This is a genomic window from Acidovorax sp. FG48 (genome assembly GCF_057809085.1).
The window spans coordinates 152,835-165,508 of sequence record NZ_JBMDJH010000010.1 but is presented as its reverse complement, the minus strand read 5'-3'; the positions used below and the strand labels follow the sequence as shown (position 1 = coordinate 165,508).

General features: G+C 67.1%; 12 protein-coding genes. 8 read left to right on the top strand and 4 right to left on the bottom strand.

All coding sequences use genetic code 11. The annotated features are described in order from the left end of the window. The first annotated feature begins 45 nt into the window (after positions 1-45). From ACODSU_RS15785 to ACODSU_RS15750, 8 genes are all read left to right on the top strand, one after another. Positions 46-462 carry an organic hydroperoxide resistance protein gene (locus tag ACODSU_RS15785; protein WP_209816364.1) on the top strand — a complete coding sequence of 139 codons (417 nt, stop codon included), beginning with the start codon at positions 46-48 and terminating at the stop codon, positions 460-462. Positions 463-465: 3 nt separating this feature from the next. Further along, the gene (locus tag ACODSU_RS15780; protein WP_291442116.1) at positions 466-852 is read left to right on the top strand and encodes a DUF1304 domain-containing protein; all 387 of its coding nucleotides are present in this window, start codon (positions 466-468) and stop codon (positions 850-852) included. A 134-nt stretch (positions 853-986) separates the two neighbouring features. Further along, positions 987-1,745, top strand: coding sequence for a metallophosphoesterase family protein (locus ACODSU_RS15775; protein ID WP_291442115.1), 759 nt, complete (start codon positions 987-989; stop codon positions 1,743-1,745). A gap of 1 nt (position 1,746) precedes the next feature. Then, entirely contained in the window at positions 1,747-3,186 is a 1,440-nt protein-coding gene (locus ACODSU_RS15770) for a serine/threonine protein kinase (protein ID WP_488843046.1), read from the top strand. 97 nt (positions 3,187-3,283) lie between these two features. Then, a complete protein-coding gene (locus ACODSU_RS15765) occupies positions 3,284-4,378 on the top strand; it encodes a DUF2855 family protein (protein ID WP_488843044.1) in 1,095 nt (364 codons plus the stop codon). A gap of 44 nt (positions 4,379-4,422) precedes the next feature. After that, the gene (locus tag ACODSU_RS15760) at positions 4,423-5,481 is read left to right on the top strand and encodes a serine/threonine protein kinase (protein WP_476016236.1); all 1,059 of its coding nucleotides are present in this window, start codon (positions 4,423-4,425) and stop codon (positions 5,479-5,481) included. A 170-nt stretch (positions 5,482-5,651) separates the two neighbouring features. Beyond that, the gene (locus ACODSU_RS15755; protein WP_488843041.1) at positions 5,652-6,419 is read left to right on the top strand and encodes a response regulator transcription factor; all 768 of its coding nucleotides are present in this window, start codon (positions 5,652-5,654) and stop codon (positions 6,417-6,419) included. Positions 6,420-6,476: 57 nt separating this feature from the next. Then, positions 6,477-6,785: a hypothetical protein gene (locus ACODSU_RS15750; protein WP_295944321.1), complete on the top strand. Its 309-nt coding sequence runs from the start codon at positions 6,477-6,479 to the stop codon at positions 6,783-6,785. Between the two features lie 185 nt (positions 6,786-6,970). Here the strand turns inward: ACODSU_RS15750 and htpG are convergent, their stop codons facing one another. The 4 genes from htpG to ACODSU_RS15730 form a co-directional block, all read right to left on the bottom strand. Further along, on the bottom strand, positions 6,971-8,950 hold the full coding sequence (gene htpG / locus ACODSU_RS15745; RefSeq protein ID WP_488843039.1) for a molecular chaperone HtpG: 1,980 nt from the start codon (positions 8,948-8,950) through the stop codon (positions 6,971-6,973). A 160-nt stretch (positions 8,951-9,110) separates the two neighbouring features. After that, complete coding sequence (locus ACODSU_RS15740; protein ID WP_015012363.1) at positions 9,111-10,046, bottom strand: exopolyphosphatase; 936 nt, start codon at positions 10,044-10,046, stop codon at positions 9,111-9,113. 115 nt (positions 10,047-10,161) lie between these two features. Beyond that, the gene (locus tag ACODSU_RS15735; RefSeq protein WP_488843037.1) at positions 10,162-11,475 is read right to left on the bottom strand and encodes an esterase/lipase family protein; all 1,314 of its coding nucleotides are present in this window, start codon (positions 11,473-11,475) and stop codon (positions 10,162-10,164) included. A 45-nt stretch (positions 11,476-11,520) separates the two neighbouring features. After that, complete coding sequence (locus ACODSU_RS15730) at positions 11,521-12,381, bottom strand: pseudouridine synthase (RefSeq protein ID WP_488843092.1); 861 nt, start codon at positions 12,379-12,381, stop codon at positions 11,521-11,523. Positions 12,382-12,674 lie beyond the last annotated feature (293 nt).

Here is a 12,674-nt window from a genome sequence, read left to right as displayed (position 1 = left end):
TTCCCTCCACCGCCCACCGTGGGCAACAACCGCAAGGAAGACACCATGACCAAGCTCGAAAAAGTCCTGTACACCGCCAAGTCGCACGTGACCGGTGGCCGCGATGGCGCCGCCAAGACCGATGACGGCCGCCTGGACGTCAAGCTGTCCTCGCCCGGCACCTCCGGCACCGGCACCAACCCCGAGCAGCTGTTTGCCTCCGGCTACGCAGCCTGCTTCATCGGCGCGATGAAGGCTGTGGGCGGCAAGATCGGCATCCCCGTGCCGCAAGACGTGTCCATCGACGCCGAAGTGGACCTGGGCCCCATCCCGAACGCCTACGGCATCGCCGCCCGCCTGGCCATCAGCCTGCCCGGCCTGGACAAGGAAACCGCCCAGAAGCTGGTGGACGCAGCCCACCAGGTCTGCCCCTACTCCAACGCCACGCGCGGCAACATCGACGTGACCATCACGCTGGTGTAAGTGATGGGCCGCCAGCTGCTTCCCCGTATTGCGGTGGCCCTGGTGGCCATCGAGCATGTGTACATCCTCGTGCTCGAAATGTTCTTCTGGAACAAGCCGCAGGGCATGAAGACCTTCAACCTGACCCAGGAGTTCGCCGACGCCACCACCACGCTGGCGGCCAACCAGGGGCTGTACAACGGTTTTCTGGCAGCGGGCCTGTTCTTTGGGCTGTTCACCGGCAACCGGGTGTTCAAGATCTTCTTTCTGGCCTGCGTGATCGTGGCCGGGGTGTTTGGCGCCGCCACCGCATCGCCCAAGATCTTCTTCAGCCAGGCACTGCCCGCGATCATTGCGCTGGGCCTGGTGCTGGCGCTGGACAAACCAACCACCACACAGCGCAGCCTCTGAGCTACCAAAACCATAGCTGCCAGCGCTTGATCCACAAGCGCTCGCAGCCTTTTTGCTTTGAAACCACGCAGGCACCGCCTGCCTGCAAGCTGGCATTCAGCGACGCGCGCGATGATGGGGTTGGAGACAACCCCATGAAAATCGCCCTGCTGTCTGACATCCACGCCAACCGCCAGGCACTGGACGCCTGCCTGACACACGCCCGCGCCCACGGCGCCGAACAATTTGCGCTGCTGGGCGACCTGGTGGGCTACGGCGGCGAGCCCGTGGCCGTGGTGGAGCAGGTGCGTGACCTGGCCCAGCAAGGTGCCCTGTGCGTGCTGGGCAACCACGACGCCATGGCCCTGGCGCCGCCCGCCAACCCTCGCAACCGCAGCGAACTGGGCGCGCAGTGGACACACGACCAGCTCGGCAACAGCCACATTGCCTTTTTGCAGTCGCTGCCGCTCACCGCGCGGCTGGGCAACAGCGCCTTGCTGGTGCACGCCAGTGCCGACATGCCCGCGCAGTGGCGGTATGTGGAGGACTCCAACGCGGCTGAGCGCAGCATGACGGCCGCCCAGGGCATCGACCCCGCCATCCGCTATGTGTTCTGCGGCCATGTGCATGAGCAGGTGCTGTATTTCCTCACGCCCACGGCCAAGCTGATGCGCTTTGCGCCCGAGCCCGGCGTGCCGGTGCCCGTGCCCACGCACCGCCAGTGGCTGGGCATCGTGGGCTCGGTGGGCCAGCCGCGCGACGGCGATGCGCGCGCCATGTACGCGCTGTTTGACGACACGGCCAAGCAGATCACCTTCTACCGCGTGCCGTATGACCACCTGGCCGCCGCCGCCGCCATTCGCGCGGCGGGCCTGCCCGGCTTCTACGCCGACCGGCTCGAAAAAGGCCAGTGACATGAAGCTGCTGGAGCCTGGCACCGAGATCGACGGCTTCCGCGTGGTGGACTGCATCCACGCGGGTGGCATGGCCCACATCTACGCGGTGGAATACGCGCAGGCCGACCGCAGCCCCGGCTTTGCCATGGCGATGAAGATCCCGCGCATGACGGCGGGCGACGGGGCCGAGAACATCGTCAGCTTCGAGGTCGAGCTGCAGATCCTGCCCGTGCTCAGCGGCCCGCATGTGCCGCGTTTTGTGGCGGCGGGCGACCTGGTGCGGCTGCCTTACTTGGTGATGGAGTACATCCCCGGCCAGACACTGCAGCACTGGCTGGACGAAGCGCCCGGGCGCTGCGATATCGCAACCATAGCCCGCCTGGGCGCCGCCACGGCCCACGCAGCGCACAGCCTGCACCAGCAGAACGTGTGCCACCTGGACCTCAAACCCGCCAACGTGCTCATCAAGGACGACGGCACGGCCGTGCTGCTGGATTTTGGCCTCTCGTGCCACGCCCACTACCCCGACCTGCTGGCCGAGGAGATGCGCCAGGCCGTGGGCTCGCCCGCCTGGATCGCGCCCGAGCAGGTGGTGGGCGTGCGCGGCGACCCGCGCAGCGACATCTTTGCCATCGGCGTGATGCTGTACGAGCTGGCCACGGGCGAGCTGCCCTTTGGCGCACCCACCACCAGCGGCGGCATGCGCCAGCGCCTGTGGATGACGCCCGCGCCGCCGCGCAAGCACCGCGCCGACATTCCGCCCTGGCTGCAAGAGGTGATCCTGCGCTGCCTGGAGCCCGAGGCCGCAAGCCGCTACCCCTCGGCCGCGCACCTGGCGTTTGACCTTTCCCACCCCGAGCAGGTGCTCATCACCGAACGCGGCGAGCGCACAGAGCGCACGCCGCTGCGCACCCACCTGCGCCGCTGGCTGCGCGCGGCGGGCATGCACTACACGCCCAGCCCCCTGCCCTCGCAGCAGATCGAGGACACGCCCATCCTGATGGTGGCCGTGCCCCATGCCGACGTGACAGACGCCACGCTGTACTCACTGCGCCAGGCCGTGGGTCGATCATTGGGAATCCGCCCCGGCGCCCGGCTGGCCTGCGTGACGGTGGTGTCGCCCGGCGCCAGCAGCACCAGCGACAGCGAGCGCAGCGAGACCACGCTGCACCGCCAGCACATGGCGCGCCTGCGCCAATGGGCCCAGGGGCTGGACCTGACCGGGCATGCCGTGAGCTACCACGTGCTGGAAGCCAGCGATGTGGCCCAGGCGCTGGTGCGCTACGCGGCCAGCAACCACGTGAGCATGATGATCCTGGGCGCCGCCACCCACGGGCTGCAGACCCAGCGCTTTTTTGCCACCGTGCCCATGCGCGTTGCGCGCGATGCGCCCTGCACCGTCATCCTGGTCAAGCAGGCGCTGCCTTTCGAGCAACTGGCGCAGCCCACGGCGGACTGAGCCCGTCAGCAATCTGGCGCACCGACACGCCGCGCACCTGTCGCCCAGGCGGCGCGCGCTGCTTGAGCGCGGGCACGCTTTGGTTTAGCGTCGCGGCATGAGTACCACCACCCTCCTCGTGCGCCAGGACCAGCTGGCCACCACCCGCCTGACCACCACCGACGACACCCCTCTGGCCGATGGCCAGGTCCGCGTGCGGGTCGAGTCGTTTGCCCTCACGGCCAACAACATCACCTACGCCGCGCTGGGGGACATGCTGAACTACTGGCAGTTCTTCCCCACCGGCGAGGCCGGCTGGGGCATCGTGCCTGTGTGGGGCTTTGGCACCGTGGTGCAGTCGCTGCACCCGGCCGTGGCCGTGGGCGAGCGGCTGTATGGCTACTGGCCCATGGCCAGCCAGGCCGTGCTGTCGCCAGAGCGCGTCAACCCCACAGGCTTCAGCGACGGCGCCCCGCACCGCGCGGGCCTGCATGCGGTCTACAACCACTACCTGCGCACCAGCACCGACGGGCTGTACCGCGCCGACAACGAAGACGTGCAGGCGCTGCTGCGGCCGCTGTTCATCACCTCGTGGCTCATCGACGACTTTCTGGCCGACCAGCAGTTCTTTGGCGCCCGGCGCATGCTGCTGTCCAGCGCGTCGAGCAAAACCGCCTATGGCACCGCCTTCCAGCTTGCGCAGCGGGAGGGCATCGAGGTCATTGGCCTCACCTCGCCCGGCAATGTGGCGTTTTGCGAGAGTCTGGGCTGCTACCACCGCGTGGTCACCTACGACGCACTGGACACCCTCGACGGCGCCCCGCCCAGCGTGTACATCGACTTTGCGGGCAGCGTGGGCCTGCGCCAGCGCATTCACGCCCACTTCACCGGCCTGGCCTACAGCTGCTCGGTGGGTGCAAGCCATGTGAGCGATCTGGGCGGCGTCGGCCAGCTGCCCGGCCCGCGCCCGGTGATGTTCTTTGCCCCCGCTCAGGTCAAGAAGCGCCATACCGACTGGGGCGCCCAGGGCCTGAACGACCGCCTGGTGGCGGCCTGGAACCAGTTCAGCGCTGCCGTGTCGTCGGGGCCACAGCCCTGGCTGGTGGTGCAGCACCACGCGGGGCCCCAGGCCACGCAGGCGTTGTTTGCCAGCGTGCTGGCAGGCAGCGGCGACCCGCGCTCGGGGCATATCGCCACCCTGCTGCCTGGCTGAAACGCTATGAGCGGCCGGCAAGGGCGCGGCGGCGACAATGGGGCATGACCCCATTGCCCCCCAATACCGCTGCCAACGCCTCGAACGACCAACACCCCTACGCCCGCCTCACCCCCGACCAGGTGCTGGACGCGCTGGCCAGCGTGGGCCTGTATGGCGACGGCCGCCTCATGGCCCTGTCGTCCTACGAAAACCGGGTGTACCAGGCCACACTGGAAGACGGCCAGCGCGTGGTGGCCAAGTTCTACCGCCCGGGCCGCTGGAGCGAAGCGCAGATCCTCGAAGAACACGCCTTTGCCGCCGAGCTTATGGCCGCCGAGGTGCCCGCCGTGGGCCCGCTGGTGCTGAACGGCGCCACCCTGCACCAGCACGATGGCTTTGCCTTTTCCGTCAGCCCCTGGCGCGGCGGACGCCAGCCCGAGCTGGACGACTTCGAGGTGCTGGAATGGATCGGCCGCTTTCTGGCCCGCATCCACACCGTGGGCGCCGCCCAGCCCTTTGCACACCGGCCCACGCTGGACCTGGCCACCTTTGGCACGGCGTCGCGCGACTGGCTGCTGATGAACGAGATCATCCCGCTCGACATGCAAGCCGCCTGGAAGACACAGTGCGAAAAAGCTCTTGATTTGATAGCTACCAGCGCATATTCCACTAGCGCTACAGGCACATTTGGCCTGAACGATGCCACCCAGATCCGCCTGCACGGCGACTGCCACCCCGGCAACATCCTCTGGACCCCGCTGGATGAATGGGGCCGGGGCGGCCCGCACTTTGTGGACCTGGACGACGCGCGCATGGGCCCGGCCGTGCAGGATTTGTGGATGCTGCTGTCGGGCGACCGGCGCCAGCGCACCCACCAGCTCGGTGCGTTGATCGACGGCTACGAACAGTTCCGCAGCTTCGACCGCCGCGAGCTGGCGCTCATCGAGCCGCTGCGCACCTTGCGCCTCATCCACTACAGCGCCTGGCTCGCGCGCCGCTGGCAGGACCCGATCTTCCCGGCCAACTTCCCGTGGTTTGGCAGCAGCGACTACTGGCGCGGGCAGGTGGACATGCTGATCGAGCAGATCGAGGCCATGCAGGAAGAGCCGCTGGTGGCCTGAGCAGGCCTTGTCCAGCCTTGTCCAGCCGGGCCCGCGCGGGCACCGGAGCATTGCAAACGATTGTCAAACCGCGCGCACAGCGGGCCGATGTGGGGCAACATCAAAGCGCTCCCTTGTGACGGGAGCGTTTTGTTGATCCACCGGGGTGTCAGCCCCCAGAGCCCATCCCCATGCGCATCGCAGTCCTTGACGACGACCTTCTCCTGCTGGAGCAGATCAAGGGCACCCTGGAATGCCACCAGCACGTGTGCCACACCTTCGCCGACGGCACCAGCCTGCTGCAGGCGCTGCGCCAAGAAACCTTCGACCTCCTGCTGGTGGACTGGCACCTGCCCGACATGGAAGGGACAGACGTGGTGCAGACCGTGCGCAACACCCACGGCATGCTGCCGCCCATCCTGTTCATCACCCGCCGCAGCGATGAACGCGATGTGGTCGAGGCCCTGTCGCGCGGCGCCGACGACTTCATGAGCAAGCCCCTGCGCATGGGCGAGCTGGTGGCCCGCACCACCGCCCTGCTGCGCCGGGCTTTCCCCCAGTCCATGGGCGCGCGGCTGGACTTTGGTGCGTACCGTTTTGACGCGGAACAACGCACCCTGCAGCTCCACGGCGAAGCCATCGGGCTCAAGCACCGCGAATACGAACTCGCACTGTTCCTGTTCCGCAACGCAGGCCGCCTGCTGTCCCGCACCCACCTGCGCGAGGCGGTGTGGGGCGATGCCACCGACACCCCCTCGCGCTCCCTGGACACCCACATGTCCCGGCTGCGCAGCAAGCTGGAGTTGACAGAGGCCAACGGCTACACGATCACGGCGGTGTATGGGGTGGGGTACCGGCTGGATGCGGTGCCGCGGCAGCTGCCGCAGGGGGCTGGGGCGCACGGTACCGAGCGCGTCGCAGAGCGAAGCGACCTCCTGCCTCAAATGGAAACAAGCTGATGGCGTTGCGGGCGGCGCTGGGCTATGCTGCCGCCATCCCCCCTTTGCACTGCCCCCATGAAAGACTGGATTCGCAACGCCCTGTCCATCCGCCAGCCCCGCCGGCCCGCCCCGGTGGGCTCGCTGCCTCCGGTGGGGGCACTCATCATGCGGGGGCCAGTCAAGATGCTGGTCACACACCCGTTGCCCGCTGAGCTGTGGGACTGGCTGGTGCTGTCGGGCTGGCGAAACATGCCGGTCAAGGACGATCGGCGCAAGGGCATGCAACTGCCCGAAGGCGCGCTGAAGGCCCTGATCGATGCCGACCCGGCTGAGCGCAACCAGGTCCACGCACGCATCCTGGAGCTGGCAGAGCCCGAAGTGTGAGGGGTCGTCACGGACCTCCGAACGCCCCTGCAGGACGGGAAAACCGGATAACAACACAAGCCAGCCTCCACTCCCAATAAAGAAACCCCGATGGCGCCAGGCACCACCGGGGTTTCTTATTTTGATAGCAGCCAGCGCTTATGGCACTAGCGCTTGCGGTCGTTTTTACTCAAAAAGTACCCAACTCAGGCCAGCAAGGCATTCACCCGCTTGACGTAGGCTGCCGGGTCTTCCGGCAGGCCGCCTTCGGCCAGCAGGGCTTGGTCGAACAGGATGTGCGCCAGGTCGTGGAAGTGCACGCTGCCATCCAGCTTTTTGACCAGCGCGTGTTCGGCATTCACCTCCAGCACGGGCTTGGTAGCGGGGGCCTGCTGGCCGGCCTGCTTGAGCAGGCGGGCCAGCTGCGTGCTCATGCCGTCGTCCTGCACCACCAGGCACGCGGGGGAGTCGACCAGGCGGGTGGTCACGCGCACGTCTTCGGCCTTGTCCTTGAGGGCTTCCTTGAGCTTGGCGAGCACGGGCTTGAAGGCTTCGGCAGCCTCTTCGGCGGCCTTCTTCTCGGCCTCGTCCTGCAGCTTGCCCAGGTCCACCGCACCCTTGGCCACGCTTTGCAGCGGGGTGCCATCAAACTCGTGCAGGTAGTTCAGCGCCCATTCATCCACGCGGTCGGTCATCAAGAGCACTTCGATGCCCTTCTTCTTGAAGACTTCGAGCTGCGGGCTGTTCTTGGCGGCGGCGAGCGTCTCGGCGGTGATGTAGTAAATCGCCTCCTGGCCCTCCTTCATGCGGGCCTTGTAGTCGGCAAAGGAGACTGTCACGGCATCGCTCTGCGTGGAGGCAAAGCGCAGCAGCTTGGCCAGGCGCTCGCGGTTGGCAAAGTCCTCGCCCAGGCCTTCCTTCAGCACGGCGCCAAACTCGGCGTAGAACGCGGTGTACTTGCCTTCCTTGGCCTTGTCTTCCTCGCTCACCACGTCGGTCACGCCGTCGGCGCCCTCAGCCGCTGCGGCTTCGTGCTTGTCGTGTTTGGCCAGGTCTTCCAGCATGCTCAGCACGCGCTTGGTCGAGCCTTCGCGGATGGAGCGCACGTCGCGGCTTTCCTGCAGCAGCTCGCGGCTCACGTTCAGCGGCAGGTCGGCGGAGTCGATCACGCCCTTGACGAAGCGCAGGTAGGTGGGCATCAGCGCTTCGGCGTCGTCCATGATGAACACGCGCTTCACATACAGCTTGACGCCCGCCTTCTTGTCGCGGTTCCACAGGTCGAACGGCGCCTTGGCGGGGATGTAGAGCAGCTGCGTGTACTCGGTATTGCCTTCCACGCGGTTGTGCGCCCAGGTCAGCGGGGCCTCGTGGTCGTGGCTGATGGCCTTGTAGAAGTCCGCGTACTGCTCGTCGGTGATGTCCTTCTTGGGGCGCGTCCAGAGAGCGCTGGCCTTGTTGATGGTCTCCCACTCGCCGGTCTTGACCATGCCGCCGGGCTGGCGGCCGCCGTTTTCGTCATTGGGGTTGATCAGCTCGCCGTCTTTCCACTCTTCCTTCTCCATCAGGATGGGCAGGCTGATGTGGTCGGAGTATTTGGCGATGACCTGCTTGAGCTTCCAGGCGTTGAGGTATTCCTCGGCATCGTCGCGCAGGTGCAGGATGATGCTGGTGCCGCGCTGGGCGCGGGTGATGGTTTCGACCTCGAAGTCGCCCGTGCCGCCGCTGATCCAGCGCACGCCTTCTTCGGGCTTGAGGCCCGCACGGCGCGATTCCACGGTGATCTTGTCGGCCACGATGAAGCCCGAGTAAAAGCCCACGCCGAACTGGCCGATGAGCTGGGCGTCCTGCTTTTGGTCGCCCGAGAGCTTGCCCATGAAATCCTTGGTGCCACTTTTGGCAATGGTGCCCAGGTGGTCGATGGCCTCTTGCTGGCTCATGCCGATGCCGTTGTCGGTGATGGTCAGCGTCTTGGCGGCCTTGTCGAAGGTCACACGCACTTCGAGGTTGGGGGCGTCTTCAAACAGCGCGGCGTTGTTCAGGCCTTCGAAACGTAGCTTGTCGCAGGCGTCGGACGCGTTGGAGATCAGCTCGCGCAGGAAGATTTCCTGGTTGGAGTACAGCGAATGGGTGACCAGGTGCAGCAGCTGGGCTACTTCCGCCTGGAAGGACAGGGTTTGCTTGCTCATGGAGGGGTTCTCTCTCTATGGAAATCGGTCTGAACGAATGCGAATGGAATCGGCACAAAAAATCACGCCTGCCGAACCAGCAGGCGTGATGTAGGGGCGTGTGCCCGGTTTTCAAGGGCCCGCCACGGCAGTCGTTGACCTCCTGGCAGGGCTTCGGGACTCAGCCGTCGGTGGTGATGCGCTCGATCAACGTCTTGAGCATGGCATCGGCCTTGTCGTTGGCGACCTGGCAGGTGCCCGCCGCCGCGTGGCCGCCGCCGCCAAACTCCAGCATCAGGTTACCCACGTGGGTCTTGCTGCTGCGGTCCAGGATGGACTTGCCGGTGGCAAACACCGTGTTCTGCTTTTGCAGGCCCCACATGACGTGGATGGAGATGTTGCACTGGGGGAACAGCGCATAGATCATGAACCGGTTGGTGGCCCAGATCGTTTCCTCGTCGCGCAGGTCCAGCACCACCAAGTTGGCAATGCGGATGGCGCAGCTTTGCAGCTGGGCCTGGGCCTTGGGGGCGTGCTCGCGGTAGAGCTGTACGCGCTCCTGCACGTCGGGCAGGGCCAGGATCTCGTCGATGGTGTGGTCGCGGCAGTACTGGATCAGGTCCATCATCAGCGCGTAGTTGCTGATGCGGAACTCCCGAAAACGCCCCAAGCCCGTGCGCGAGTCCATGAGGTAGTTCAGCAGCACCCAGCCCTGGGGGTTGAGGATGTCCTCGCGCGAGTACTGGGCCGAGTCGGCCTGGTCCACGGCGGCCATCATCTCGTCCGTGATGCGGGGGAAGGCCGCCTTGCCACCGTAATAGTTGTAAACCACCCGCGCGGCCGAGGGGGCGTGGGCCTCGATGATGTGGTTCTCGTCGCGGCGGCCCGAGTTGCGGATGGTTTCAGACTCGTGGTGATCAAACACCAGGTGCGCACCCGGCACATAGGGCAGGTTGGTGGTGATGTCACGGCTGGTGATGGGCACCTTGCCGTCCTGCATGTCCTTGGGGTGGACGAAGGTGATCTCGTCGATCAGATTCAGCTCATTGAGCAGCACCGCGCAGACCAGGCCGTCAAAGTCACTGCGGGTCACCAGGCGGTATTTCGCATCACTCACTCAATTCTCCTTGTTATGTGGCGCACCGCGACATGGTAGCCGCGCCCGGGCCCCTGGCAAGCACCGCTTGCGTCAAAAAGCAGGCCGCCGGGGTACTCTTTGAACAGCCTCTTGGTCAATGGTCCTGCATCCAGTCCTGCAGTTGCCGGGCCACGCCCGCGTCTGCCAGCAGGTCCAGGTGGCCCAGGCGGTAAAACACCGCCTGCCGGGCCTTGGCAAACCCCAGCGTCCTGGCAGGATCATCGTGGATGCCCAGCGCGCTGTGCAGAGGCACCAACCCGTCCCCCACCAGCCGCTCGCCCACCGGGCTGCGCCGCGCAGCCAGGGTGGCCGCCACCGCGTGGCATGCCACTCCGGCAGGCAGCGGCACCGGGGTGCGCTGGTCGGGGCTTTTGCGGAAGCGGTCCCGCCCCAGCCAGTCGGACTCCAGCACATGGCCGTAGCGCAGGTCGGTAATGCCCGCGCTGCGCAGCTGGGCCAGGCGCGCAAACGGGCGCGAATAGGCATTGCTGCCCAGCAGCACATCCACCCAGTGTCCCGCCCGCTCCAGCGGGGCGCCATGGTGCGGGGTGCCCAGAAAGACCAGGTGGCGCAGCAGGGGCAGCCACCCGCTGGCGCCCGCAGTTGCCTGGGCTGCCTGGGCGGCATGGTGGCAGGCGCTGCGCGCCACCAGCCCGCCCATGCTGTGGGCCAGGATGGACAGCTCCGTCACCGGCACGGGCCATGAAGCCACCAGGGACGCCAGCAGGGCCGACAGCTCGGCCCCGTTGGTGGATATGTGCTGGCCCGTGTTGTAGCGCAGGTACACGGGGGTGTAGCCCAGGGCATCGGCCAGATGGGCGCCATGGTCATGGCCGTGGCGCAGCCACTGCAGGTCGTTCATGCACAGGCCATGCACCAGCACCAGCAGCTTGCCAGTGGCGGCGCCCGGGGCAGCCAGCGCGTGCAAGTCCAGAGGCAGACCGTGCTGGTACCAGCCCATCCGCGTGCACAGCGGGTTGCCGTCGCGCTGCAGGCGGTCGCCCATCACGCCGTTGAGCGCGGCAATGACCGCCTCGCGCTCCCAATGCACCTCACCGGCCGACGTGGCCGGGGCAAAAAACGGCTCCAGCCGCGCCAGCCCCGCCTGCAGGCCCGCATCCACCAGCTGCGTCACCCCCCGGATGCTTTGGTACACCAGCCCGGTCAGTCCCCGCGTGCGACCCGGCTCGGCACCACCTGGCAGCCCCAGCGTGCCCAGCACCGACTGGTGCACCCCCTCGGCCACCCGGCTGATGCCGGTAGTGGCCTGCGTGGCCAGGCGCGCCACAGCGCGCAGGTCGGACGCTCGCAACTGCCGCAGCGGGTTGGCCGTCGCCGCCTTGGCGCCGTCGCCCGCAGGGGTAGAAGCAGCAGGCTTGCGCGGCCGAGGTGCGGAAGGAAGGGGCATGAGAGGGACTCCGTTCAGAAAATATTCGCAAGGAGCCCGGGGCTCTCAGAACCGCTCGTTGGGCGACAGGTAACGCCACTGGCCCACAGGCAGGTTGCCCAGGGTCACGCGGCCGATGCGGATACGCTTGAGGCCCACCACCTTGAGCCCCACCAGTTCGCACATGCGGCGGATCTGGCGCTTTTTGCCCTCGGTGAGCACAAAACGCAGTTGCTCGGGGTTCTGCCAATCGACCTTGGCGGGCTTGAGCGGCTCGCCGTCCAGGCTCAGGCCGTGGCGCAGACGCTCCAGCAGCTCTTTGGGAAACACCGCCTGCACATTGGTGCTGACGGGGTCACGCTCGTTGATTTCCTGCAGTGGCGCGGAGCGCTCCCCGGGGTGATGGGGCGCCGCCTGGCCCGGGGCCTGGTAGACCACGCGCACCAGGTACTCCTTTTCCATCACGGAGTCCTCGCCAATGATCTGCCGGGCCACGCGGCCGTCCTGCGTCAGCACCAAGAGGCCTACGGAGTCGATATCGAGCCGCCCGCAGGGCGCCAGGCCCCGCAGCTGGGGCGGCGAGAAGCGGTTGCGGCTGGGGTCGTCGCGCCAGTGGGTGCGGGGGTTGATCAGCGCCACGGCGGGCGTGTGGCCGTCTTCGGCCTGGCCGCTCACGTAGCCGATGGGCTTGTTCAGCAGGATGGTGACGCGCTGCTCCTGGAAACCCTGGGCAATCTTGTCCACCTCGATGCGGTCGGCCGCCGTGACCTGCTGGCCCATGGTGGCCACCACGCCATTGACCTTGACCCAGCCCTGCTCCACCCAGTCGTCGGCCTCGCGGCGCGAGCACAGGCCCAGCTCGGCCATGCGCTTGTTCAGGCGCGAGGTGGGCAAGCCGCCCACGGTGCCCGTCGCCGGCGCAGGCACCTGGCGCACCGGGGCCACAAAAGCGCCCGAGGCCACGCGGTAGTTGGAGGGCGCAGGAGCGCGGGACGGCCGTGGGGCCCGGGGCGGCGCGGGCCGTGCAGAAGCAGGCCGAGCAGGGGCGGGCTTGGCCGTCAGGGTCGGGCGGCGCAGCACGGGCCGACCGGCGGCTGGCGCAGAAGACGATGGGCCGCCAACGTCGGAGGCGGGAGCGGCGGCGGGGCCCGCAGGCGGGCGAGAGGAGGAGGAAGACATTGCGGGTATTTTCGCCTGTGGACTGCTTAGCCCCCAAACAG

Bases quoted from the DNA above. Each gene is read 5' to 3' on its own strand.
- ACODSU_RS15765 (WP_488843044.1), top strand. From the start codon at position 3,284: ATGAGTACCACCACCCTCCTCGTGCGCCAGGACCAGCTGGCCACCACC.
- ACODSU_RS15760 (WP_476016236.1), top strand. From the start codon at position 4,423: ATGACCCCATTGCCCCCCAATACCGCTGCCAACGCCTCGAACGACCAA.
- ACODSU_RS15755 (WP_488843041.1), top strand. From the start codon at position 5,652: ATGCGCATCGCAGTCCTTGACGACGACCTTCTCCTGCTGGAGCAGATC.
- ACODSU_RS15780 (WP_291442116.1), top strand. From the start codon at position 466: ATGGGCCGCCAGCTGCTTCCCCGTATTGCGGTGGCCCTGGTGGCCATC.
- htpG (WP_488843039.1), bottom strand. From the start codon at position 8,950: ATGAGCAAGCAAACCCTGTCCTTCCAGGCGGAAGTAGCCCAGCTGCTG.
- ACODSU_RS15735 (WP_488843037.1), bottom strand. From the start codon at position 11,475: ATGCCCCTTCCTTCCGCACCTCGGCCGCGCAAGCCTGCTGCTTCTACC.
- ACODSU_RS15775 (WP_291442115.1), top strand. From the start codon at position 987: ATGAAAATCGCCCTGCTGTCTGACATCCACGCCAACCGCCAGGCACTG.
- ACODSU_RS15785 (WP_209816364.1), top strand. From the start codon at position 46: ATGACCAAGCTCGAAAAAGTCCTGTACACCGCCAAGTCGCACGTGACC.
- ACODSU_RS15750 (WP_295944321.1), top strand. From the start codon at position 6,477: ATGAAAGACTGGATTCGCAACGCCCTGTCCATCCGCCAGCCCCGCCGG.
- ACODSU_RS15770 (WP_488843046.1), top strand. From the start codon at position 1,747: ATGAAGCTGCTGGAGCCTGGCACCGAGATCGACGGCTTCCGCGTGGTG.